The following is a 22,643-nucleotide window of genomic DNA, read 5'->3' as shown; positions in this document are numbered from 1 at the left end:
AAAAGGATGCCCCATGAACACGCTGCCGCTTCTCCGTGGTCTTTCCATTTCCGTGCTTGCTGCCTGCCTCGCCGCTTCGCCTCTTCAGGCGGCGGAAAAGCCCAAGGTGGCCCTTGTAATGAAATCCCTCGCCAACGAGTTCTTCCTTACCATGGAGAACGGCGCCAAGGATTATCAGAAGGAACATGCCGCCGACTTCGACTTGATCTCCAATGGCATCAAGGACGAATCCGATACCGCTGCGCAAATCCGTATCGTCGAGCAGATGATCAATGCCCATGTGGATGCTTTGGTGATCGCCCCTGCTGATTCCAAGGCGCTGGTTTCAGTGCTGAAAAAAGCCAGCGACGCGGGCGTGAAGGTGGTGAACATCGACAACCAGCTGGACCCGGATGTGCTCAAGAGCAAACAGCTGGAAGTGCCTTTTGTAGGGCCGGACAACCGCGCTGGCGCGCGCAAGGTGGGCGAATACCTGGCTACCAGGCTTCAGTCGGGTGACCAGGTAGGGATCATCGAAGGCGTACCCACCACCACCAACGCCCAGATGCGTAGTGCGGGGTTCAAGGAGGCGATGAGCGCCGCCGGGATGAAAGTGGTGTCGGTGCAGTCGGGTAACTGGGAGATCGACAAGGGCAACGCCGTAGCCACGGCCATGCTCAACGAATATCCCGACATCAAGGCGCTGCTCGCCGGGAACGACAGTATGGCGCTGGGTGCGGTGTCGGCGGTACGTGCCGCTGGCAAGGCGGGCAAGGTGCAGGTAGTCGGGTACGACAACATCAAGGCCATCGCGCCGATGCTCAAGGATGGCCGTGTATTGGCCACTGCCGACCAGTACGCGGCGCGCCAGGCGGTGTTTGGCATTGAAGAAGCATTGCGCCGGGTGAAAGGTGAGAAAAGCGAGGCCGGCGGCAATGTACAAACCCCGGTTGACCTGGTTACCCAGGCCGCGCCATGAACGCGGCCGCACATGTATTGCAACTGGCGGGGGTAGGGAAAACCTACACCCAGCCGGTACTCGCCGGCGTGGACCTGCAACTGAACGCGGGCGAAGTACTGGCGCTCACCGGTGAGAACGGCGCGGGCAAGAGCACCTTGTCCCGCATTATCGCCGGCCTGGAAACGCCCACCACCGGGAGCATGCGCTTTCTCGGCCAGGCGTGGCAGCCGGGTTCCCGCCGCGAAGCCGAACGCCAAGGCGTGCGCATGGTACTGCAGGAGCTGAACCTGCTGCCCACCCTTACCATCGCCGAGAACCTCTTCCTCGAACGTCTCCCGCGCCGCTTCGGCTGGGTAGACCGCCCGCGCCTGCGGGCTCAGGCCGTGGAAGCCATGGCCAGGGTAGGGCTGGAGGGGCTGGACCCCGATACATCCGTTGCCGCGTTGGGTATCGGCCACCAACAGATGGTGGAAATCGCCCGCAACCTTATTGGTGACTGCCGCCTACTGATCCTGGACGAGCCCACGGCCATGCTCACCGGGCGCGAAGTAGAACTGTTGTTTGCCCAGATCCAGCGGTTGCGCGCGGCCGGCGTGGCGTTGGTGTACATCTCTCACCGGCTGGAAGAAATCGCCCGTATTGCCCAGCGCGTGGCGGTATTGCGGGACGGTCGGCTGGTGTCGGTCACCCCTACCGGCGAGGTCAGCGAACCGCAGTTGGTGAACCTGATGGTCGGTCGCGAGCTGGGAGAGCGTATCGACCTGGGCGAGCGGCGGATAGGCGCGCCTCTGTTTCAGGTGCGTGGCCTTACCCGAGGGCGCAAGGTGCGTGATGTGAGCTTCGAGGTGCGCGAAGGTGAAATCCTGGGTATCTCGGGGCTGATCGGCGCGGGGCGTACCGAGCTGCTGCGGTTGATCTTCGCGGCAGACCCGGCAGACAGCGGGCGAGTCTGCCTTGGCTTGCCCCCGCTGCCGCTGAAGCTGAACTCCCCCGTGGATGCCGTTCGCCAAGGCATTGCTCTTATCAGCGAGGACCGCAAGGGCGAAGGCTTGCTGCTGCAGCAGCCCATCAGTGCCAACCTGGCCTTGGGTAACATGCCCCAGGTGGCCTCGCTGGGGTGGATGAGCAGCACGCGTGAAGACGCACTTGCGCGGCGGCAGATAGATGCCATGCGCATCCGAAGCGCCGGGCCGGAACAGCCGGTTGGCGAGTTGTCGGGCGGCAACCAGCAGAAGGTGGTGATCGGCCGCTGGCTGGAGCGGGACTGCAAGGTATTGCTGTTCGACGAGCCCACCCGTGGTATCGACGTGGGCGCCAAATTTGATATCTACCGGTTGCTGGGCGACCTCACGCGCCAAGGCAAGGCGCTGGTGGTGGTGTCCAGCGACCTTCGAGAATTGATGCTGCTCTGCGACCGCATCGGCGTGATGTGCGAGGGCGCCATGAACGGCATCTTCGACCGGGACGAATGGTCCCAGGACCAACTTCTCGCCGCAGCGCTGGGTAGCAATGGTCATCATCAAGCCCGCTCCGGGCTCGAGGAACACTTATGAAAACCACCGTTGCACCTCCACCGAGGGCTGGCGGCGTTCGCTTGGCTCCGGCAGCGTTACGTACTTACCTTGGTTTGGGCGGAGCGTTACTGGCGCTGATCGCACTGTTCTCCTTCCTCAGCAGCCATTTCCTTTCCTACAGCACCTTCAGCATGCTGGCCAACCAGATCCCGGACCTGATGGTACTGGCCGTAGGCATGACCTACGTGCTAATCATCGGCGGTATCGACCTCTCGGTCGGCTCCGTGCTCGCGCTGGCTGCCTCCGCCGTGAGCGTGGCCATGCTCGGCTGGGGCTGGGGCCCGCTGCCCTCTGCAGCGTTAGGCCTGGCTTGCGCCACTTTGGCCGGTACGGTCACGGGCAGCGTGACGGTAGCCTGGCGCATCCCGTCGTTCATCGTATCGCTCGGCGTGCTGGAAATGGCCAGGGGCGCGGCGTACCAGCTCACGGATTCGCGCACGGCCTATATCGGCGATGCCTATAGCGCGTTGTCCGAGCCGCTGCTCTGGGGTATTTCGCCGTCCTTCCTGATTGCCTTGGCGGTGGTTGTCGGCGCCCAACTGGTGCTGAGCCGGAGCGTATTCGGCCGCTACCTGGTAGGCATTGGTACCAACGAAGAGGCCGTACGCCTGGTAGGCGTGGACCCCCGCCCCTACAAAGTGTTGGTGTTTTCGTTCATGGGGCTGCTGGCCGGCCTGGCCGCATTGTTCCAGGTATCGCGCCTGGAAGCCGCCGACCCCAATGCGGGGGCAGGCCTGGAGCTGCAAGTGATCGCCGCCGTCGTGATCGGCGGCACCAGCCTGATGGGGGGCAGGGGCTCGGTGATCAGCACGTTGTTCGGCGTGTTGATCATCTCGGTACTCGCGGCCGGGCTGGCACAGATCGGCGCCAGCGAACCCACCAAACGCTTGATTACCGGTGCGGTGATTGTGCTGGCGGTGATACTGGATACCTACCGAAGCCGTCGCGCCCGGCGGCAGGGTTGACATGGCGACGATCAAGGACGTCGCCGCGCTGGCTGGCATCTCCTACACCACGGTGTCCCATGTGGTGAACAATACCCGGCCGGTGAGCGACGCGGTACGCGCCAAGGTAGAGGCTGCCATTGCCGAGCTGGCTTATGTTCCCAGCGGTGTGGCGCGTTCGCTGAAAGCCCGCGCAACCGCCACCATCGGCCTGGTGTTGCCCAACAACATCAACCCCTACTTCGCAGAACTCGCCAGGGGCATCGAAGATGCCTGCGAGCGCAACGGCTACTGCGTGATCCTCTGCAACTCCGATGACGATCCGCGCAAGCAGCGCAGTTACCTTCGTGTGCTGCAGGAAAAGCGCGTGGATGGTCTGTTGCTCGCCGCCGTAGACAGTGGTGTCGCCTGCGATGACTGGAGCGGCCTGACCACGCCAATGGTGGTAGTGGACCGCGAAATGCCCGGAGTGGATGCCGACCTGGTGTGCATTGATCACGCTGAGGGTGCCTACCTGGCCACCCGGCACCTGTTACAACTTGGCCATCGGCGCATCGCCTGTGTGAATGGGCCGGCCGGTACCACGGTGGCCCGCTTGCGCCAGGCCGGCTTCGACCGCGCGATGGCTGAGGCGGGCGTAGCGGTTCCCGCACATTGGCGGCTGGCTGGTGATTTCAGTGCCGACGGCGGCTACCGCGCAGGGGTAGCGCTGTTTGGCGAGCGCCCGCCGAGTGCGGTATTTGCCGCCAACGACATGTTGGGGATGGGCCTGCTGCGCGCGGCCGCTGAGCGCAAGCTGGCCGTGCCGAGGGAACTGTCAGTGATCGGTTTTGACGATATACAGATGTGTCGGTACGTGTATCCGGCGCTCACGACTGTCGGCCAGTCCATACTGGCACTGGGTGAGCTGGCTGCCGAATGCCTGCTGGCGCGAATACAGAAAAGGGAATCCTCGGGCCCGCGGCGGCATGTAGTCGCCCCGACCATTGTTCCAAGAGAATCCACCGCGCCGCCGCAGGCCAGAATGGCGGCGCAGGTTTGTAACCAGGAAGAAGCGAACATATGAATGCCGAAGAACAGGTTCAAGCACCGGGCCGAGTCGTGGTGGTGGGCAGCCTGAACATGGACCTTGTGGTGCGGGCACCCTGCCTGCCGCAACCGGGCCAGACCCTGACCGGTACCCGCTTCGTCACCGCGCCCGGCGGCAAAGGTGCCAACCAGGCGGTGGCGGCGGCGCGCCTCGGGGCGCAGGTGAGCATGATCGGCTGTGTGGGCGACGATCCGAACGGACGGGCACTGCGCCAGGCATTGCTGGATGACGCTATCGACTGCGAAGGCGTGCGTATTCTTCCGGACGTGCCCACAGGTGTCGCACTGATCACTGTCGAAGAAGCCGGCCAAAACACCATCGTGATCGTGGCTGGGGCCAATGGGGAGCTTGCCACCGAGCACGTGGATGCGATGGAGCAGGCGCTGCTTGGGGCGCAAGTGGTGGTGTGCCAGCTCGAGGTGCCAGAGGCGGTGGTGGGTCACACCTTGGCGCGCGCGCGTGCGCTTGGGAAAACAGTGGTGCTCAATCCGGCGCCTGCCGCTGGGCCGTTGCCTGCGCAATGGTTGCCTTGGGTCGATTACCTGGTGCCCAACGAAAGCGAAGCACAATTGCTTTCAGGCGTTCCGGTGGCGGGCCGGGACGGCGCCGAGGCCGCCGCACAGGCGTTGCTTCAGCGGGGCGCCGGCAAGGTGCTGCTTACATTGGGCGAGGCTGGCGCTTTGCTTGCCGGGCCTGAAGGGGTGCAGCATTTTCCCGCTTATCAAGTGAGCGCGGTGGATGCGACGGCGGCGGGGGATACGTTCATCGGTGCCTTCGCCGCCGCGTTGGCACAGGGCTGTGCGGAGGTCGAGGCGATTCGTTTCGCGCAGCAGGCTGCGGCGTTGTCGGTCACCCGTGAGGGTGCCCAGCCGTCCATTCCAGACCGCCAGCAAGTTCTGGCCTGGCCTTGGTGACCCCATGCTTGATTTGATCATTGATACCGACCCAGGCGTGGACGACGTTGTGGCGCTACTCCTGGCCATGGCGCGCCCGGAGGTTATCAACCTGATGGCGATCACCACCGTGGCGGGCAACGTTCCCCTCGCCAAGACCACCCGCAATGCCTGCCTGGCACGCGAATGGGCCAGGCGTGGCGATGTGCCGGTGTACGCCGGAGCGGATCGGCCGCTGCAACGCATGCCGCTGTATGCGCAAGACGTACACGGCAACGAAGGCTTGCCGGACTTTGCCATTCACTCACCCGCAGAAGGCCCGGCGAGCGAGCATGCGGTGGAGTATCTCGTGCGCACCCTGGCCAGCGCCGCGCCTGCAAGTATCACGCTCGCCTTGCTGGGCCCGCAGACCAACCTGGCGTTGGCACTGCGCAAGACGCCGGGTATCGTTCAGGGGATCAAGCAGGTAGTGATCATGGGCGGGGCCTGGTTCAACCCAGGGAACGTCACGCCAGTGGCCGAATTCAACCTGTTCGCCGACCCCCATGCCGCCTCTGAGGTGCTGGCCAGTGGCGTACCTCTGGTGTACCTGCCATTGGACGTGACTCACAAAGTGCTCACCGGCCACGCCCGGCTTGATTGGCTTCAGGGCTTGGGAATCCGCGCCAGCGAACGCGTAGCTGCGATCATGGCGCCGTATATTCGGGTGGACATGGAGCGCTATGGCTTGCCGGGCGGCCCTGTGCACGATGCCAACGTGATCGCGTGGCTGCTGGAGCCTACGATTTATCAAACCATGCCCGCCATTGCTTGCGTGGACTGTGGCGAAGGCGATGACCTTGGCCGAAGCCGCCTGCTGGAAAACGCAGTACGGGGCAGTGCGCCGGTCACGTGGGTGACAGACGCGAACAGCGAGGGCTTTTTCGAACTGCTTGGCAAGGCGCTGGCCCGGTTGCCCTGATCACACCGCCTGCATGGGTTCCAATGGGGACCAGCGAGGCTCTTGAGCAAAGCGCTCGAATACTTGGTCGACAAAGGCGCGGGCCGCTTCGGTGCCCAGTTCGCGCACCAGCAGGTCGACGCTGATGATTGCCAGTTCTTCAGGATTTGTAGGGCTGTAGGAGCACTGGCCTTCGGCCCATCTGGCCTTTATATCGGTGACGAGGGTCAGGTTCATGGCAGGTCCGCCGTGAGGTTGAAGCGCCAAGTTAATCACTTTGCGCCATACCACGCACGGATTCTTGGGTATAAGCCCACCGTCATGGCACACTTTGCGGGAATAAACCCGGCGTTGCAGAACATGTTTATAGACCTTACCCAGCCCGGAGAGCCTCGCCTGGCTTCCGTTCGCCAACTGATCGCCCAAGGCAACGACCGGGCCCATTGCCAATTACGGGTGAGCGATGCCGGCCTGGCCTGGCTGTCCACTGACGCAATTGGCGGGCAGTCGTTGGCCGGGGTGCGCTTTCGCCTGGAAACCTGGGCCGCCGGGTCTGGCTGCGTGGGGCCGGCCGCGGCAAGCGACGAGGCGTGGGTGGCAAAGATCCATGCGGTATTGCTGGGTAATTGGCCGCATCCGCGCTCGGATTATCTCGATATCTACTGAAGCCCATCAGGTGTTCGCCAGTCGGCCAGGTAATATCCTGTCACTTTTTCTTCGCCGCTCCTGCTCGCCACACGGGCAAACTCCCACGCAACCTCCGGCGCCACGCATGGTCGCAGGTGGGCAACGCTTGAATAACGAGGAGGTTTCATGGGTTTGGGTAAAACCGGGCTGGCAATTGCGGCCCTGGCATTGGCGGGCGGATGCTCCACATCAACACCGCTGGCGCCAGCAAGCACCGCAGCCCCGACAGTTGAAGCGGGGCGGTGCAGTTCCGAGGCCGCGCAGTTTGCGGTAGGGCAACAGGCCTCACAGGCATTGCTCGAGCAGGCAAAGGTGCGCTCGGGCTCATTGATGGCGCGCATCCTTGGCCCCCATGATCCAGTGACCATGGATTACCGATCGGAGCGGCTTAACCTCAACGCCGACGACAGTGGCAAGATCGTACGAGCAAATTGCGGTTAGGGAAGGGGGAGGTGGAACCTGAATAGAAAAGGCCCGCCAGGTCGACCGCATCGTGCGGTTCCCCTGGCGGGCCTCTTCGGCATTGCAAGCGGCGGAGTCTTACTCGCCACGAACCTGCGCGGCCTGCATCCCTTTCTGGCCTTTCTCAGCCACGAAAGAAACGGTCTGGCCTTCTTTCAGGCTTTTGAAACCGTCGGATTCGATCGCTTTGAAGTGAACGAACAGATCATCACCGCCGCCTTGCGGAGTAATGAAGCCGAAGCCCTTCTCATCGTTGAACCACTTGACGGTGCCGGTTTGGCGATTGGACATGGGGTGTATCTCCAGGAAACATAAGTATCTAGTACGAGTACCGTTCAACCGAACAGTACAGGGCCATCATAGACACAATCGCGGCTTTGGTAACCCCGTCAGGGCTAAAAAAGCTGAGATTTAGCGAAAACACTGCATTTCAAGCCTGTGGCGACAGCGATTTGGCGCCGAACGGTCGTTCCGATCACGATTTTGCCTTGCATACCGCCACTTCTTTTTGCAGCCGATCACGCAGCGTCACAGTGGGCGGTGGCGCCTTGCTCATCAGTTGCTGGATCTCCTCGGTGGAAAACTTCTTGTCGATCACCTCTGCACCACAGGCGCAGTGGGCCGTGGCTTTTTCAGTGCTTACGCTTTGCGTGGCGGTGGCGACGCAGTCGCTCATGTATTGCTCGCGGGCGCCGGCGGGCCACTGAGCCTGGGCGGTGAGAGGCGCCAGTAGCGCAAAGGGCAGTGCAGCGGAAAGTAATGTGGACACACGCATGTGAAGGCTCCTGAGGGTGGAGTAGAAAAACTGTGCGGCATTGCCTGTTTGAAACGGGCGTTACGCTCAAGTTCAGCGCCACGGCTTTTGAAGGCAAAGAAACCCGCAAGCGCTTGCTGATCTGTGTGCTAGGATGGCGGCCCGCTCATTCAAGCGGTTTTTTTGTTTATTTCCAGTCACTCCGGTTCGGTCCCTGGTTGGCCACTGGCTCCTGCCACTGTGAGGCAGGCATACCGCCGAATCGTGTACTGGCTCATCCCAACCCACGTGACCTTTGGTAGGGGTCACCACTAGGAGAGGAGGCGCCATGCCCACCATTACTCTTCCTGACGGCAGTCAGCGTTCGTTCGACCACCCCGTTTCGGTCGCCGAAGTCGCCGCCTCGATCGGCGCCGGCCTGGCCAAGGCCACCGTCGCCGGCAAGGTCAACGGAACCTTGGTCGATGCCAGCGACCTGATCGACAACGACGCCAGCCTTCAGATCATTACCCCCAAGGACGAGGAGGGGCTGGAAATCATCCGTCACTCCTGCGCGCACCTGGTTGGTCACGCAGTGAAACAGCTGTACCCATCGGCCAGAATGGTGATCGGGCCGGTCATCGAAGAAGGCTTCTACTACGACATCGCCTATGAGCGCCCCTTCACGCCCGATGACATGGCTGCCATCGAAGCGCGCATGCGTGAGCTCATCGACACCGAGTACGACGTCATCAAGAAGATGACCCCGCGCGCCGAAGTGATCGAAGTGTTCAAGGCCCGTGGCGAGGACTACAAGCTGCGCCTGGTCGAGGACATGCCCAACGAAACCGCGATGGGCCTGTACTACCACGAAGAGTATGTGGACATGTGCCGCGGCCCTCACGTGCCGAACACCCGCTTCCTCAAGTCGTTCAAGCTGACCAAGCTGTCTGGCGCCTACTGGCGCGGCGATGCCAAGAACGAACAGCTGCAACGCGTGTATGGCACCGCCTGGGCGGACAAGAAGCAACTGGCCGCCTACATACAGCGTATAGAAGAAGCCGAAAAGCGTGACCATCGCCGTATCGGCAAGCAACTCGACCTCTTCCACCTTCAGGAAGAAGCGCCAGGCATGGTGTTCTGGCACCCCAATGGCTGGTCGATCTACCAGGTGCTGGAGCAGTACATGCGCCAGGTTCAGCGCGAGAGCGGCTATGTGGAAGTGAAAACGCCACAGGTGGTGGATCGTATCCTCTGGGAACGATCGGGCCATTGGTCCAACTACGCCGAGAACATGTTCACCACGTCGTCGGAAAACCGCGACTACGCGGTAAAGCCGATGAACTGCCCGTGCCATGTGCAGATATTCAACCAGGGCTTGAAGTCCTACCGTGACCTGCCGCTGCGCATGGCCGAGTTTGGCTCGTGCCACCGCAACGAAGCGTCCGGCGCCCTGCACGGCATCATGCGCGTGCGTGGCTTCACCCAGGACGACGCACATATTTTCTGCACTGAAGATCAAGTGAAGAAGGAATCGGCCGATTTCATCAACTTGACCCTGCAGGTTTACAAGGACTTCGGCTTCACCGACGTGACCATGAAGCTCTCCACCCGCCCCGCCAAGCGCGTGGGTTCGGAAGAGTTCTGGGATCGCGCCGAGAAAGCCCTGGCCGATGCACTGGACGATTCGGGCCTGGAGTGGTCCTATCTGCCGGGCGAAGGCGCGTTCTACGGGCCGAAGATCGAATTCACGCTCAAGGATTGCCTGGGCCGTAGCTGGCAGTGTGGCACCTTGCAGTACGACCCGAACCTTCCGGAGCGGCTGGATGCGAGCTACATAGCCGAAGACAACGGCCGCAAGCGCCCGGTGATGTTGCATCGCGCGATCCTCGGCTCGTTCGAGCGCTTTATCGGCATGCTGATCGAACACTATGCCGGCGCCTTCCCTGCGTGGCTCGCGCCTACCCAGGCGGTGATCATGAATATCACCGACAACCAGGCCGATTTCGCCCGCGAAGTAGAGGGAATTCTCAATGGCAGCGGCTTCCGTGCCAAGTCTGACTTGAGAAACGAGAAAATTGGCTTTAAAATCCGCGAGCATACTCTGCTCAAGGTCCCGTTCATGCTCGTCATCGGCGACCGTGAGGTAGAGACGCAAACTGTCGCCGTGCGCACCCGTGAAGGCGCTGACCTTGGCTCGATGCCGGTCGCGGACTTCCAGAAGCACCTTGCGCAGGCGGTTTCCCGGCGTGGTCGCCAAGATTTGGAGTAATCATTATTAAGCGTGAAATGAGACAGGATAAACGAACCGCACCGAAGGCCCCGATCAACGAGAATATCTCGGCCCGCGAGGTTCGGTTAATCGGTGCTGACGGTGAGCAGGTTGGCATCGTCTCTATTGATGAAGCGCTTCGTATCGCTGAAGAAGCGAAGCTGGACCTGGTGGAAATCTCCGCTGATGCACTGCCGCCCGTTTGCCGCGTGATGGACTACGGCAAGCACATCTTCGAAAAGAAGAAGCAGCAGAATGCCGCGAAGAAGAACCAGAAGCAGATCCAGATCAAAGAAATCAAGTTTCGTCCAGGGACGGAAGAAGGGGATTACCAGGTAAAACTGCGCAACCTGGTACGTTTCCTGAGTGATGGGGACAAGGCCAAGATCTCTCTGAGATTCCGTGGTCGTGAGATGGCCCACCAGGAGCTGGGCATGGAGTTGTTGAAGCGGGTCGAAGCTGACCTCGCCGAATACGGCGCCGTTGAACAGCAGCCTAAGATGGAAGGACGCCAGCTGTTGATGGTCATCGCCCCCAAACGCAAGAAGTAACCTCCAGGGCACGGCAGGCCTTGTGGTTATGTTTATTCACTGAATGCGGAGTATCCGAACATGCCAAAAATGAAAACCAAAAGTGGCGCCGCGAAGCGTTTTCTGAAAACCGCTTCCGGCTTCAAGCACAAGCACGCTTTCAAGAGCCACATCCTGACCAAGATGTCCACCAAGCGTAAGCGTCAACTGCGTGGTAGCAGCCTGCTGCACCCGTCTGACGTCGCAAAAGTGGAGCGCATGCTGCGCGTTCGTTGATTCCGTTTCGGTCAAAGATAGAGGATATAGCTCATGGCTCGTGTTAAGCGTGGCGTCATTGCCCGTAAGCGTCACAAGAAAATTCTGAAACTTGCAAAAGGCTACTACGGTGCGCGTTCCCGCGTATTCCGCGTTGCCAAGCAAGCCGTCATCAAGGCTGGCCAGTACGCCTACCGAGATCGTCGTCAGAAGAAACGCCAGTTCCGCGCTCTGTGGATCGCCCGTATCAACGCTGGTGCTCGTACCAACGGCCTGTCTTACAGCCGTTTGATCGCTGGCCTGAAAAAGGCTGCCATCGAGATCGACCGTAAGGTACTGGCTGATCTGGCAGTGAACGAGAAAGCGGCGTTTGCTGCGATTGTCGAGAAAGCTAAAGCCTCGCTGGCTTGAGTACCCCCGACAATCACCGTTGCCTGCCTCGGTAGGCAACGGTGTTGAACGTCTTTGAATAGGGGAAGGGCCTGCGCTCTTCCCCTATTTCGTATCTGGAGCCTTTAAATGGAAAACCTGGATGCGCTGGTCACCCAAGCTTTGGAGGCCGTGCACAACGCTGAAGACATCAACGCCCTTGAGCAGATCCGGGTTCAGTACCTGGGCAAGAAGGGCGAACTCACCCAGGTGATGAAAACCCTGGGCAACCTGCCAGCCGAGGAACGGCCCAAGGTCGGCGCGCTGATCAACGAAGCCAAGGAGCGCGTCACTGGCGAGCTCAATGCCCGCATGGCGGCCTTCGAAGAGGCTGCGTTGAACGCCCAGTTGGCGGCAGAGCAGATTGACGTCACCCTTCCGGGGCGTGGCCAGGCCAGTGGCGGCCTGCACCCGATCACCCGCACCCTGGAGCGCATCGAGCAGTTTTTCACCCATATCGGCTATGGCATCGCCGAAGGGCCCGAGGTTGAGGACGACTACCACAACTTCGAAGCGCTCAACATTCCGGGCCATCACCCGGCGCGTGCAATGCACGACACTTTCTATTTCAATGCGAACATGCTGCTGCGCACCCACACCTCGCCGGTGCAAGTGCGGACCATGGAGTCCAGCCAGCCGCCGATTCGCATTGTGTGCCCGGGCCGCGTTTACCGCTGCGACTCGGACCTTACCCATTCCCCCATGTTCCACCAGGTGGAAGGGCTGCTGATCGACCGCGACATCAACTTCGCGGACCTGAAAGGCACCATCGAAGAATTTCTCCGCGTGTTCTTCGAGAAGGAGTTGGCGGTGCGTTTCCGTCCGTCCTTCTTCCCGTTCACCGAGCCGTCGGCCGAGGTGGACATTCAGTGCGTTATCTGCAGCGGCGGAGGCTGCCGCGTGTGCAAGCAGACCGGCTGGCTGGAAGTGATGGGGTGCGGCATGGTTCATCCGAACGTGCTTCGGATGTCCGGCATCGATCCCGAGGAGTTCTCCGGCTTTGCCTTCGGCATGGGCGCCGAGCGCCTGGCCATGCTGCGGTACGGTGTGAACGACCTGCGCCTGTTCTTCGACAATGACTTGCGATTCCTTGCGCAATTTCGCTAGCCATAACGACATTTTCAGGAGAGCAGCATGAAATTCAGTGAACAATGGCTGCGTGGCTGGGTGAGCCCGCAGGTATCCCGCGACGACCTCGTTGCCCGCCTGTCCATGGCCGGCCTGGAAGTCGACAGCGTGACCCCGGTGGCCGGCGCCTTCAGCGGCGTGGTAGTGGGCGAAGTGCTGAGCACCGAGCAACATCCGGACGCCGACAAGCTGCGTGTGTGCCAGGTAAGCAACGGCGGCGAAACCTTCCAGGTAGTGTGCGGCGCGCCGAACGTGCGCCCCGGCCTGAAGATCCCGTTCGCCATGATCGGTGCTCAACTGCCCGGCGACTTCAAGATCAAGAAGGCCAAGCTGCGTGGCGTTGAATCCAACGGCATGCTGTGTTCCCAGGCCGAGCTGCAGGTAGGCGAGGGCAATGACGGCCTGTTCGAACTGCCCGCCGATGCGCCTGTGGGCCAGGACATCCGCGAATACCTGGCGCTCGAAGACGTGATCATCGAGATGGGCCTTACGCCAAACCGTGGCGACTGCCTGTCGTTGGCCGGCCTGGCCCGCGAAGTGGGCGCGCTCTATGCGTCGCCGGTCAGCCGCCCGGAAATCAAGGCCGTGCCGCCTGTGATCGACGACGTGCGCCCCGTGGACGTGCTGGCGCCTGCCGCCTGCCCACGCTACCTGGGCCGGGTAATCCGCAACGTCGACCTGAGCCGCCCGACCCCGCTGTGGATGGTCGAGCGCCTGCGCCGCGCCGAAGTGCGTAGCATCGACGCCGTAGTCGACATCACCAACTACGTGATGATCGAGCTGGGCCAGCCCATGCACGCCTTCGACCTGAACGAAATCAATGGCGGCATCCGTGTTCGCATGGCTGAAGAAGGTGAGAAGCTCGTGTTGCTGGACGGCCAGGAAGTGGCCCTGCGCAGCGATACGCTGGTGATCGCCGACCATCAGCGCGCACTGGCAATTGCCGGCGTGATGGGTGGCGAGCACAGTGGTGTGAATACCGCGACTACCCGGGACCTGTTCCTGGAAAGCGCCTTCTTCGAGCCGATCTCCGTCGCAGGCAAGGCCCGTTCCTACGGGCTGCATACGGATGCTTCGCACCGCTACGAGCGCGGCGTGGACTTCAACCTCGCCCGAGAGGCCATGGAGCGAGCGACCGCGCTGGTGCTGGAAATCACCGGCGGCGAAGCGGGGCCGATAGTTGACGTGAGCAACGAGGCACACCTGCCGAAGGTTACCCCGATTACCCTGCGTGCCGAGCGCGTGGAGCAGATGCTGGGCCTGGACATGGGCGCCAGCACTATCGAAGGCTTGCTCAAAGGCCTGGACCTGGGTGTGATTGCCGATGGGGCAGGGCAGTGGACAGTCACCGTGCCGAGCCACCGCTTCGACCTCAGCCTGGAAGTTGACCTGATCGAAGAACTGGGCCGGCTGTACGGTTACAACCGTCTGCCAGTGCGCTACCCGCAAGCTCGCCTGGCGCCTCAGCTGCGCACCGAAGCCAAGGCTGAATTGCCCGCGCTGCGCCGCCTGCTGGTTGCCCGCGGCTATCAGGAAGCGATCACTTACAGCTTCATCGATCCGAAGCAGTTCGAGCTGTTCAGCCCGGGCGTGAAACCGCTCACGCTGGCCAACCCGATCTCGTCGGACATGGCCGCGATGCGTGTTTCCTTGTGGCCCGGCCTGATTCAAGCGCTGCAGCACAACCTCAACCGCCAGCAAACCCGGGTGCGCCTGTTCGAAAGCGGCCTGCGTTTCGTTGGCCAACTGGGCGAGCTCAAGCAAGAGCCCATGCTGGCCGGCGTTGCCTGCGGCACCCGCCTGCCTGAAGGCTGGGCACAGGGCGATGCCAAGGTCGACTTCTTCGACATCAAGGCAGACGTCGAGGCAGTGCTGGGCCATGCCGGCGCGCTGGCTGCGTTCACTTTCGTGCCCGGCAGCCACCCGGCGCTTCATCCCGGGCAAACCGCTCGCATCGAGCGTAACGGCCAGGAAGTAGGCTACCTGGGCGCGTTGCACCCAGAACTGCAAAAGAAACTGGGCCTCGACCGTACGGTCTATGTGTTCGAACTGGCACTGGAGGAAGTGGTTGAAGGCCGCCTGCCCAAGTTCAAGGAGCTGTCACGCTTCCCGGAAGTGCGTCGTGATATCGCCCTGGTGGTCGATCAAGGCGTAGCCAGCGAGGCGATCATGACGGTAATTCGTGAGCAGGCAGGGGAATGGCTGACCGACCTGAGGCTGTTTGACGTCTACCAGGGTAAAGGCATTGATCCGCATAGAAAAAGCCTTGCCGTTGGCTTGACCTGGCAGCATCCATCGCGCACTCTTACCGACGATGAGGTGAACTCGACCACTTCGCAAATCCTCACCTCGCTCGAACAAAGGTTGAACGCCACGTTAAGGAAGTGACGTATGGGGGCTCTGACGAAAGCTGAGATGGCAGAACGTCTTTATGAGGAGCTGGGCCTGAACAAGCGCGAAGCCAAGGAATTGGTTGAGCTCTTTTTCGAGGAAATCCGGCATGCGCTCGAAGACAACGAACAGGTCAAGTTATCGGGTTTCGGTAATTTCGACCTCCGAGACAAGCGCCAGCGGCCGGGCCGCAACCCGAAAACGGGTGAGGAAATCCCGATCACCGCGCGCCGCGTCGTCACCTTTCGTCCAGGGCAGAAACTGAAGGCCCGAGTGGAAGCCTATGCTGGAACCAAGTCATAACGACGAGCTCCCGCCCATTCCCGGCAAGCGCTACTTCACCATCGGTGAAGTCAGCGACTTGTGTGCGGTGAAGCCCCACGTCCTTCGGTACTGGGAACAGGAATTCCCGCAGCTCAACCCCGTGAAGCGCCGCGGCAACCGCCGGTATTATCAGCGACAGGACGTGCTGATGATCCGGCAGATCCGCGCGCTGCTGTACGACCAAGGCTTCACCATCGGCGGCGCACGTTTGCGGCTCTCCGGCGACGAAGCCAAGGACGACACCACCCAGTACAAGCAACTCATCCGCCAGATGATCAGCGAACTGGAAGATGTGCTTCACGTACTCAAGAAGTGAACGAAAATAGTTAGAGAAAAAGCTTCCATAATTCAAAAGGTTAAGGTATCTTTCTCTCCGTTCTCGCTGCTAACGAGAGCAGGTTTAAACGCCTAGTCGGGGCGTAGCGCAGCCCGGTAGCGCACTTGCATGGGGTGCAAGGGGTCGAGTGTTCGAATCACTCCGTCCCGACCATATTGTTGAATGACTTAGCCCAATCGGAGACGGTTGGGCTTTTTCATGTGTGGGGACTTTTTCGGGACATCATCCGATTTTCTCTTCAGATCATCTGGAGGCCCGCAGGACTCGGTGGCTGGACCCATATTCGCTGCCTCCTTCAGTTGAGATAAGCCAGGGCGGCGCGGGGCGTAACGCCTACCAAGAGCCCCTAACGAAGCTAGCCAAAACTGCGCCGGTGGGGCCGCCCACTATGAACTATTGCCGGGTGCACTAATTTTGGTACACTTGCTGGCATGAGCAAGGAAGCCCCCATACTGAAAGTAAGGTTTTTCTGCACGGAAGCAGGTAACGAACCAGTGCGCGAGTGGTTGTCCGGATTGCCACGCGAGGATCGGCGCGCCATAGGCATGGACATCAAAACGGTGCAGTACGGCTGGCCCCTCGGCATGCCTGTGGTTCGCAAATTTGAAGCCGGCTTGTGGGAAGTTAGGGTAGGCCTGGCCGACACCATCGCTCGGGTGATTTTTGCGGTTGAAGGCGACACCATGGTGTTGTTGCACGGGTTCATAAAGAAAAGCCAGAAAACGCCAGCATCGGACCTCGACACCGCCCGGCGGCGTAAAGCCACGTTACAGGGATAGGGTAATGGACAAACATATCGGTTCTGACTTCGACGATTTTCTTTCTGAACAGGGCATGCTTGAGGAGGTCTCTGCGGCTGCACTCAAGCGAGTCATCGCTTGGCAACTGGAAGAATTGATGAAAGCGCAGAAACTGTCCAAGACAGCGCTTGCCGAACGAATGCATACCAGCCGGAGCGCAGTCGATCGAGCTCTCGACCAGAACGACCCTGGCATGACCCTGGCAACCCTTGCCAGTGCCGCCCGTGCGCTAGGCCAGAGGGTGGAGGTTCGTTTGATCCCGGACGGGGCGCCTGCGCTTTAGGTCAAGCGGCGTCATTGCACGGCGCCGCAGTGGTGCCTGGTTCAAAAAAGTGGTTAACGGCGATGCAGAGAATACGCGGTATTACTCGGCAGCAGCTTCACTCAGCCCGATGGGCTGACTGCCGCCGCGGCTATTGCACCTTAGTGAATCCCCGTAACTGGCCCACGCCGCAAAGCCCCCGCCGCAATCAGCGAAAAACAAATGCGCCCACCACCCAGCTCATTGTTCTCGGCAACGAGGTTACCCCCGTGCGCTTTCATGATCGTTCTGCAGATCGCCAGCCCCATACCAAGCCCTGTGCCTTTGGTAGTGAAAAACGCCTCGAATATTCGGTCGCGGTTTTCCTCGGCAATGCCTGGGCCATTGTCGTCCACGCGAACGCACACACGCGCGTCTTCATGCTTGGCTTCAATACGGACGATTCGATCACCTGAATTCAGCGACACGGCTTCCACTGCGTTGTTTATCAAGTTGTAGAACACCTGCTGGATTTGCACCAGGTCGGCATTGACGAGCAGATTAGGCGCGAGCTCGGCTTGAATGGTCACATTCTGCCGCTCGATATCGGCAGCTGTAAGGCGAAGCACTTCACGAAGGAGATCATCAAGCTTGAACGCCTCGAGCTGAGGAGGTGCTTGCTTGGCCAATTGGCGGAGTGCCTTGACGATATTGGTTGCCCTGGCGCCGTCAGCCCGAATGTCTTCAAGGCCCAGCACTGCTTCTTCGATATCAGGATTATCCCGGGTAAGCCACATCAAGCTTGCGTCCGCATTAGACACGATGCCGAGCAGTGGCTGGCTGATCTCATGGGAAATGGATGCAGAGAGTTCGCCCATGACGGTGAGGTGCGCGCTGCGGGCCAGCTCCTCCCGTGATTGGCGAAGCTCGCTTTCGACCTGGGCTTTGAGGTGCGCTTCTTCCACAAGCTTTTCGTACAAGCGGGCGGTATCCAGCGATACGGCGGCCTGAGTAGCCACGATATCCAGAACTGAGAGCCGCTGCTCGTTGAAGATCCCCGGTGACAGGCTGTTCTCAAGGTACACCAGCCCAAGCACCGAGCCCTGTCGAAGTAGGGGGAGGCATAGAACAGAGCGGGTGTGCCGCAGAACGTAGTCGTCCCGGTACGCTTCGGGGCAGTCGACATGAACATCGTCCAATACCAGCGCTTTTCTTGTCCGGAAGGTGGCATTCAGGATTGAAGCCGGGACTTCAACCTCTGCAAGGTTGTCCAGGTCCACCACAACCTCACCCTGAGCGACCCGGCCCGCAGCGGCGATGTTGAGTTTCCCTGACTGTACGACGTACAGCACGCCAAGGTCTGCACCGGCCTGCACCATCAGGTGGTTGACCAAGGTCACAACCAGCCTGTCCAGCAGCACTTCTTCCGATAAGGCTTTGGCCGTTTGAATGCTTACGGCAAGGTCCAGGCCCGGCTCTGCAAACGGGCGATGCTCCACTATCGGCTCGCTCGCCAGGAAGGAAAACTTCTTCTCCAACCAGTCCGCCTTGCCGTCGCCGCCCCACATCCGATACCAGTCCCGCGCCACCCGCATATGCAGCGTAATGCCCGATATCAGCCCGTTCTTGCCCGTAGCTGTGCCAAGCATCTCGTGCGCCAGCGCGTATTCATTGACGAAGCCGGCGGCTGCGGAAGCAATGGCGGATTCATCAAAGCAACGGATAGCATGCATGTCATCGTCCTGCAGCATGGCGATCATGCCTTCGATGAACATCAGCTTGCTTTTGAAGGTGGCGGGATTGACCGCGGCCCACCCGGCGAAGCGTTCGCGGCGGGCCCGCAACAGCCTAAGCTTTTGCTCCAGGCTGCCGGGGGCATCCGGGTGGGTCTCGGCGAGGCTTGAGTAGAGGTAGTAATCCGCCAGGTTGATATGCCCTGGCACTGCCCAGACCAAGCGCTCAGCCTCTTTGAACGCTGCGATAGCGCTATCGAAATCGTGATAAAAATACGCCGTCATCCCGGCGTACAGATGAATGTAGAAGGCCGTGGTACTTGAAAATCCGCTGTCAGGCGTCGCGATGGAGCCTTCCTTGTGCAGCCTTGCTGGCGGGAGGGTACCGCGGCCGTGGCGCATATCGCTGACAAATTTTTTCTGCGCTTGAAGCACATGTTCCACGTCCGCGTATTGGTACTGCCCGACCAGTGCCAACCCCCGCGATATCTCCTCTTCGACCTTGACCAGGCGCTCGCCCATTGCCAGCAGATCGGAGGACACGTGGTAGCAGGCATAGCAAACCATGCTGATGTTTTCACCTGCTTGCCCGGCCGAGATCGCTTGCCTGGCTTTTTGCACTGCAGCCTTGATTGGTAGGGTCCACGACGAAAGCCGGTCCATCGCCACCAGCGTCGCCGCCCGGGTGTGATCATCCCCATGCGCCTCGTCCAAAGCCTCGGCGGCCTGGGCGAATTCAAGGCCGCGCGCGTAGGCCCCAAAACGGTCCGCGATCATCACGCCGAACCAGGCAAGCCCTTGGGCCGACGCTGGAGCAGAACCGTGCCGCAGGGTGAGCTCTACAATCTTGGCCAGGTGAGTGAACCGAAGGCCGCCCTCGATGAACAGCGTACAGAACAGCGCGCTCAGCAGGTCGAGTGAGGCAATGAAGATAGGGTCGGCACACTTCGGGATGGCCCCAAGGCTTGCCACGGGCCGGTCGCCAATCAGTTGGATGATTTCTTCGTAGGACTGGTCGATGGCGCTTTTGTCCGGGTTTCGCTCCAGGTTGATGTCGAGCAGACGCAGGCCTGAAAGGGCTGCCGAGATGGCGCTTTCGTAGTCGGACTGCAGCGTTTTCAACGTCGCCTTCAGACGGAAAGCGATGGCCATGTCAAAGGGAGGGCGCGCATGGCGCAGGCAATCATCGATCAGCGATGCCGAGGATTGAAGATGGCCCAACTGGAGTTCGCACTCGGCATACAGGCGGTGCGCCTCGAAGCAGGCATCATACTGGGCAGTCCACCCTGGATCGCCCAGCAGGCCTTTGGCGGTGCTGAGATAACCAGCCGCCTGGTTCAGCGCGGCGGCGTCCTTGGCCCGTTCAGCTGCCGAGATCAGTAGGCGGATGAAAGGAACCTGGTACCGAGGCGGCACTGTTTCAAGTGACGTTCGCTGGATCTGGTTGGCGATCTCGAAGGCGCGATCGGTGGGTTTGTCGCCCCATACATCGAGCATGGCGGCGGCAATCAACCCATGCTGAGCGGCCTGCAACTCGCCCGCGACCAGATTGTAGGCGGCTTCAAGAAGCCTGTCGTGGGGGAAGGTGTAGCTGCCGTCATCATGGATAAGCAACCCCGCCGTGAGGAGCGGCTCGAGCAACCCTTGTGCTTCGGAGGGGGCAATTCCCGCGATCTGAAGGAGTAACGCGTCATCGCATCGGGTGCCAACACAGCTGGCCAGCCTGAGAATCTTGCGCTGCTCAGGTGGCAGCCGATCGAGCCGCTCGATCATCAGGTCGACGACGTTATCGGCGTAGTTGTGTTTGCGCACTTGCTGGGCGGACCAGGTCCACCTCCCGGTATCGGGATCGACCTTGATGATCTGATCGTCGACCATGGCGCGAACGATCTGATGCACGAAGTAGGGGTTGCCCGCGGTTTTAGCGGCAACGATTTTTGCAAGGTGGTCCAGGTCGTCTACCGGCAGGCACAACGAGCTCGCCATCAACTGCGCCACGGAGTCAGTCGCCAGAGGCTCCAGGAACACTTCGGACGTTGGCGCGATGTTGCGCTGTGCTGCCCGGTCCAGGAACTGGCCGCTGTTTCGCAGCGCTTCCACTTCGTTGTCCCGGTACGCCACGATGAGCAGAACGTTGCCAGGCGGCTCGCTGAGGAAGGCCGTCAGCAGCAGCAAAGTGGATTCATCGGCCCATTGAATATCGTCCAGGAATAGCAGAAGTGGCTCTGCTTCACGTGGGAAAGCCGCGATGGCTTTGAGCAGAGTGCGAGTTGCCCGTCCTTGTGCCTGCCGGCCCGGGAGCTCGGTCAGGAGTGGTTGCCTGCCGATGATTCCTTCAAGCTCCGGAACCAGCTCAGTGAGAAGACGGCCGTTGCCGTCCAGATTTCTGATCAGCGAATCGCGGATTCGACGCAGGTCGGCTTCGTCCCGGCCCAACGCACGCGTAGCGAGTGAGTGGAAAACCTGAGCAAAGGGGCCATAGGGAACCTGCCGTTGAAGCAGGTCACTTTTCCCGCTGGCCCACCAATGCCCCGGCTGACCTTGGAAAACTTCACTGATCAGTGCCGATTTGCCCGCGCCTGGCGCGCCGCTGACGAGCAGCAGTTCGGAGACTCCCGTGGTGGTAACGCGCCGCAGTGCCCCCTTGAGGCGCTGGCTCTCATACTCGCGTCCAAACAGGCGTTGGGCTGTGGACATCCCGGGTTTGAAATCAGTACGCCCGAGGGCGAAGTCGGTCACCGCCGCGCTCATATTCCATTGAGTCAGGCAATGGGAAAGGTCTGCGGCCAGCGCATCGGCGCTTTGATAGCGGGACCGAGGATCTTTGGCCAGAAGCTTGAGAATGATCTGGCCAACCACGTCCGGAACCCGGGTTTTGTCCACTGCCGGCAGGGACGGCGAGATCGCAATGTGGGCGTGCATCCAATGTGCAGGGTCTTTCGCATCAAACGGCAGATGGCCCACCACCGCGCGATAGAGCACCACCCCCAGGGCATATAGATCGCTTCGCTCGTCCGTTACCCTGTCAGCGGGCCTGATCTGTTCCGGAGCCACGTAGGGCCATTGCTCCGGAGTCGGCATCAGGTTGCTGGCATTGGTCAACGCCGTTCCCTGGAAGCCTCTCAATCGAATCCGGTTACCGTCTCCCACGATGATATGAATCGGGCGCAGATTTCCATGAACAACGCCGCTGGCGTGTGCGTTTGATAAAGCCCGGGCTGTTTTCTGCCCGATCGATAGCAACTGGCCCACGGTGAACTCGGTCGAATCCAGAAGCTCGCCGAGATCAGGATCCTCGGCCTTTGGATAGAGCAAGGTCAGGCCATCGCTGGTTCGGATGAGCGCTTCAGGAACCTGCGCCCAAGACTCATCCAGAGCCAGATGGAACTGCCGTTCCAGCTGATGACACGCGCAGGGTGATTGCACTGACACCCGGACAGCTTCCCAACTACGCCGGATAGCCGGATCACGTACTTCGCAATACGAAATATCCCCCTCCCTGCGGACCAGCGTCATCGTGCATCTCGACAGCCACGCTTCGTCAAACTGTACGGGCAAGGTGAAGGGCTTCGAGCTTTCAGGGTGGCTTGCCATCTGGGCGTCCAGTGTATTGCGAAGGGGAAATTGCCCAGATTATACAGAGCGCTCAGGGCAGAAAACCTTAATCAACACATGGCTGAGATTGGTCCGACTTTGGCAGGATCAAGCCTCATAAACCTTACTCGGCCGGTTGACGATACCTTCGGGGGCAGCTCGCGGCGAAGCAAACCTATCCCTTGGGATAATTGTCTGAAGCGAAAGATTTAGTTTATGCTCAGGCGTTGGTTTGGAAGATGTCAGTGCCTACGCGTTAGCCCCGGTAGTGGATCGGCCTTATCAAGAAAGAAGAATAAATTAACAGACCCCGCTATTTTCCATGGCGGTGGCACGTCAACTCACA

At 60.6% G+C, this 22,643-nt stretch carries 22 protein-coding genes and 1 tRNA gene; 19 read left to right on the top strand and 4 right to left on the bottom strand.

What is annotated here, in order from left to right:
* Positions 1-13: 13 nt before the first annotated feature.
* From LG385_RS11655 to LG385_RS11630, 6 genes are read left to right on the top strand one after another with little or no spacing between them, the layout of a single operon-like run.
* On the top strand, positions 14-958 hold the full coding sequence (locus LG385_RS11655; RefSeq protein ID WP_225774423.1) for a sugar ABC transporter substrate-binding protein: 945 nt from the start codon (positions 14-16) through the stop codon (positions 956-958).
* Positions 955-2,493 (top strand): sugar ABC transporter ATP-binding protein, encoded by a 1,539-nt coding sequence (locus tag LG385_RS11650; RefSeq protein WP_225774422.1) that lies wholly within the window; start codon positions 955-957, stop codon positions 2,491-2,493. The genes LG385_RS11655 and LG385_RS11650 overlap by 4 nt, the downstream gene beginning before the upstream one ends.
* On the top strand, positions 2,490-3,479 hold the full coding sequence (locus LG385_RS11645; protein WP_225774421.1) for an ABC transporter permease: 990 nt from the start codon (positions 2,490-2,492) through the stop codon (positions 3,477-3,479). Before LG385_RS11650 ends, LG385_RS11645 begins: the two co-directional genes overlap by 4 nt.
* 1 nt (position 3,480) lies before the next feature.
* On the top strand, positions 3,481-4,524 hold the full coding sequence (locus LG385_RS11640) for a LacI family DNA-binding transcriptional regulator (RefSeq protein ID WP_225774420.1): 1,044 nt from the start codon (positions 3,481-3,483) through the stop codon (positions 4,522-4,524).
* Positions 4,521-5,462, top strand: a complete 942-nt coding sequence (gene rbsK / locus LG385_RS11635; protein ID WP_225774419.1) for a ribokinase — start codon at positions 4,521-4,523, stop codon at positions 5,460-5,462. Before LG385_RS11640 ends, rbsK begins: the two co-directional genes overlap by 4 nt.
* A gap of 4 nt (positions 5,463-5,466) precedes the next feature.
* Positions 5,467-6,402 (top strand): nucleoside hydrolase, encoded by a 936-nt coding sequence (locus tag LG385_RS11630; RefSeq protein WP_225774418.1) that lies wholly within the window; start codon positions 5,467-5,469, stop codon positions 6,400-6,402.
* Here LG385_RS11630 and LG385_RS11625 read toward each other — a convergent pair whose 3' ends face one another.
* Complete coding sequence (locus LG385_RS11625) at positions 6,403-6,618, bottom strand: hypothetical protein (RefSeq protein WP_181114324.1); 216 nt, start codon at positions 6,616-6,618, stop codon at positions 6,403-6,405.
* 123 nt (positions 6,619-6,741) lie between these two features.
* On the opposite strand from LG385_RS11625, the gene LG385_RS11620 reads away from it, so the two are divergent.
* Positions 6,742-7,047: a hypothetical protein gene (locus LG385_RS11620; RefSeq protein ID WP_225776228.1), complete on the top strand. Its 306-nt coding sequence runs from the start codon at positions 6,742-6,744 to the stop codon at positions 7,045-7,047.
* A gap of 147 nt (positions 7,048-7,194) precedes the next feature.
* Positions 7,195-7,509, top strand: a complete 315-nt coding sequence (locus LG385_RS11615) for an I78 family peptidase inhibitor (RefSeq protein WP_225774417.1) — start codon at positions 7,195-7,197, stop codon at positions 7,507-7,509.
* Between the two features lie 99 nt (positions 7,510-7,608).
* Here LG385_RS11615 and LG385_RS11610 read toward each other — a convergent pair whose 3' ends face one another.
* Both LG385_RS11610 and LG385_RS11605 read right to left on the bottom strand, forming a co-directional pair.
* The gene (locus LG385_RS11610) at positions 7,609-7,821 is read right to left on the bottom strand and encodes a cold-shock protein (protein ID WP_003234260.1); all 213 of its coding nucleotides are present in this window, start codon (positions 7,819-7,821) and stop codon (positions 7,609-7,611) included.
* Positions 7,822-8,005: 184 nt separating this feature from the next.
* A complete protein-coding gene (locus tag LG385_RS11605) occupies positions 8,006-8,305 on the bottom strand; it encodes a hypothetical protein (protein WP_181114318.1) in 300 nt (99 codons plus the stop codon).
* Positions 8,306-8,612: 307 nt separating this feature from the next.
* Here LG385_RS11605 and thrS point away from each other — a divergent pair, with 307 nt between their 5' ends.
* The 11 genes from thrS to LG385_RS11550 all read left to right on the top strand — a co-directional run bounded on the left by thrS (position 8,613) and on the right by LG385_RS11550 (position 17,012).
* Positions 8,613-10,535, top strand: coding sequence for a threonine--tRNA ligase (gene thrS / locus LG385_RS11600; protein WP_225774416.1), 1,923 nt, complete (start codon positions 8,613-8,615; stop codon positions 10,533-10,535).
* On the top strand, positions 10,535-11,086 hold the full coding sequence (gene infC, locus LG385_RS11595) for a translation initiation factor IF-3 (protein WP_181114583.1): 552 nt from the start codon (positions 10,535-10,537) through the stop codon (positions 11,084-11,086). Before thrS ends, infC begins: the two co-directional genes overlap by 1 nt.
* 60 nt (positions 11,087-11,146) lie before the next feature.
* Positions 11,147-11,341, top strand: a complete 195-nt coding sequence (rpmI, locus tag LG385_RS11590) for a 50S ribosomal protein L35 (RefSeq protein ID WP_009394045.1) — start codon at positions 11,147-11,149, stop codon at positions 11,339-11,341.
* A gap of 33 nt (positions 11,342-11,374) precedes the next feature.
* Positions 11,375-11,731 carry a 50S ribosomal protein L20 gene (gene rplT, locus LG385_RS11585; protein WP_040262863.1) on the top strand — a complete coding sequence of 119 codons (357 nt, stop codon included), beginning with the start codon at positions 11,375-11,377 and terminating at the stop codon, positions 11,729-11,731.
* A 108-nt stretch (positions 11,732-11,839) separates the two neighbouring features.
* Positions 11,840-12,856: a phenylalanine--tRNA ligase subunit alpha gene (gene pheS / locus LG385_RS11580; RefSeq protein ID WP_181114314.1), complete on the top strand. Its 1,017-nt coding sequence runs from the start codon at positions 11,840-11,842 to the stop codon at positions 12,854-12,856.
* Between the two features lie 27 nt (positions 12,857-12,883).
* Positions 12,884-15,265, top strand: a complete 2,382-nt coding sequence (gene pheT, locus LG385_RS11575; RefSeq protein WP_225774415.1) for a phenylalanine--tRNA ligase subunit beta — start codon at positions 12,884-12,886, stop codon at positions 15,263-15,265.
* Between the two features lie 3 nt (positions 15,266-15,268).
* A complete protein-coding gene (ihfA, locus tag LG385_RS11570) occupies positions 15,269-15,571 on the top strand; it encodes an integration host factor subunit alpha (protein ID WP_002553164.1) in 303 nt (100 codons plus the stop codon).
* Positions 15,552-15,908 (top strand): MerR family transcriptional regulator, encoded by a 357-nt coding sequence (locus LG385_RS11565; RefSeq protein WP_168080663.1) that lies wholly within the window; start codon positions 15,552-15,554, stop codon positions 15,906-15,908. Before ihfA ends, LG385_RS11565 begins: the two co-directional genes overlap by 20 nt.
* A 97-nt stretch (positions 15,909-16,005) precedes the next feature.
* Positions 16,006-16,082, top strand: a tRNA-Pro gene (locus LG385_RS11560).
* Positions 16,083-16,360: 278 nt separating this feature from the next.
* Positions 16,361-16,708, top strand: coding sequence for a type II toxin-antitoxin system RelE/ParE family toxin (locus LG385_RS11555; protein WP_225774414.1), 348 nt, complete (start codon positions 16,361-16,363; stop codon positions 16,706-16,708).
* 4 nt (positions 16,709-16,712) lie between these two features.
* Positions 16,713-17,012 carry an XRE family transcriptional regulator gene (locus tag LG385_RS11550; protein WP_225774413.1) on the top strand — a complete coding sequence of 100 codons (300 nt, stop codon included), beginning with the start codon at positions 16,713-16,715 and terminating at the stop codon, positions 17,010-17,012.
* 140 nt (positions 17,013-17,152) lie between these two features.
* On the opposite strand, the gene LG385_RS11545 is transcribed toward LG385_RS11550, so the two are convergent.
* Positions 17,153-22,135, bottom strand: coding sequence for a trifunctional serine/threonine-protein kinase/ATP-binding protein/sensor histidine kinase (locus tag LG385_RS11545; RefSeq protein WP_225774412.1), 4,983 nt, complete (start codon positions 22,133-22,135; stop codon positions 17,153-17,155).
* Between the last annotated feature and the right edge of the window lie 508 nt (positions 22,136-22,643).

The organism is Pseudomonas sp. Marseille-Q5115 (assembly GCF_916618905.1).
GTDB classification, from domain to species: domain Bacteria; phylum Pseudomonadota; class Gammaproteobacteria; order Pseudomonadales; family Pseudomonadaceae; genus Aquipseudomonas; species Aquipseudomonas japonica_A.
The sequence above is the reverse complement of the archived record's forward strand: the minus strand, read 5'-3'. Positions and strand labels throughout refer to the sequence as shown.

What these genes read in the sequence shown, in the direction of transcription:
- LG385_RS11625 (WP_181114324.1), bottom strand. Translation starts at nt 6,618, where the DNA reads ATGAACCTGACCCTCGTCACCGATATAAAGGCCAGATGGGCCGAAGGC.
- pheS (WP_181114314.1), top strand. Translation starts at nt 11,840, where the DNA reads ATGGAAAACCTGGATGCGCTGGTCACCCAAGCTTTGGAGGCCGTGCAC.
- thrS (WP_225774416.1), top strand. Translation starts at nt 8,613, where the DNA reads ATGCCCACCATTACTCTTCCTGACGGCAGTCAGCGTTCGTTCGACCAC.
- LG385_RS11645 (WP_225774421.1), top strand. Translation starts at nt 2,490, where the DNA reads ATGAAAACCACCGTTGCACCTCCACCGAGGGCTGGCGGCGTTCGCTTG.
- LG385_RS11615 (WP_225774417.1), top strand. Translation starts at nt 7,195, where the DNA reads ATGGGTTTGGGTAAAACCGGGCTGGCAATTGCGGCCCTGGCATTGGCG.
- LG385_RS11640 (WP_225774420.1), top strand. Translation starts at nt 3,481, where the DNA reads ATGGCGACGATCAAGGACGTCGCCGCGCTGGCTGGCATCTCCTACACC.
- rpmI (WP_009394045.1), top strand. Translation starts at nt 11,147, where the DNA reads ATGCCAAAAATGAAAACCAAAAGTGGCGCCGCGAAGCGTTTTCTGAAA.
- LG385_RS11630 (WP_225774418.1), top strand. Translation starts at nt 5,467, where the DNA reads ATGCTTGATTTGATCATTGATACCGACCCAGGCGTGGACGACGTTGTG.
- LG385_RS11605 (WP_181114318.1), bottom strand. Translation starts at nt 8,305, where the DNA reads ATGCGTGTGTCCACATTACTTTCCGCTGCACTGCCCTTTGCGCTACTG.
- LG385_RS11555 (WP_225774414.1), top strand. Translation starts at nt 16,361, where the DNA reads ATGAGCAAGGAAGCCCCCATACTGAAAGTAAGGTTTTTCTGCACGGAA.
- LG385_RS11650 (WP_225774422.1), top strand. Translation starts at nt 955, where the DNA reads ATGAACGCGGCCGCACATGTATTGCAACTGGCGGGGGTAGGGAAAACC.
- LG385_RS11655 (WP_225774423.1), top strand. Translation starts at nt 14, where the DNA reads ATGAACACGCTGCCGCTTCTCCGTGGTCTTTCCATTTCCGTGCTTGCT.
- LG385_RS11610 (WP_003234260.1), bottom strand. Translation starts at nt 7,821, where the DNA reads ATGTCCAATCGCCAAACCGGCACCGTCAAGTGGTTCAACGATGAGAAG.
- rplT (WP_040262863.1), top strand. Translation starts at nt 11,375, where the DNA reads ATGGCTCGTGTTAAGCGTGGCGTCATTGCCCGTAAGCGTCACAAGAAA.
- rbsK (WP_225774419.1), top strand. Translation starts at nt 4,521, where the DNA reads ATGAATGCCGAAGAACAGGTTCAAGCACCGGGCCGAGTCGTGGTGGTG.
- ihfA (WP_002553164.1), top strand. Translation starts at nt 15,269, where the DNA reads ATGGGGGCTCTGACGAAAGCTGAGATGGCAGAACGTCTTTATGAGGAG.
- LG385_RS11550 (WP_225774413.1), top strand. Translation starts at nt 16,713, where the DNA reads ATGGACAAACATATCGGTTCTGACTTCGACGATTTTCTTTCTGAACAG.
- pheT (WP_225774415.1), top strand. Translation starts at nt 12,884, where the DNA reads ATGAAATTCAGTGAACAATGGCTGCGTGGCTGGGTGAGCCCGCAGGTA.
- LG385_RS11565 (WP_168080663.1), top strand. Translation starts at nt 15,552, where the DNA reads ATGCTGGAACCAAGTCATAACGACGAGCTCCCGCCCATTCCCGGCAAG.
- LG385_RS11620 (WP_225776228.1), top strand. Translation starts at nt 6,742, where the DNA reads ATGTTTATAGACCTTACCCAGCCCGGAGAGCCTCGCCTGGCTTCCGTT.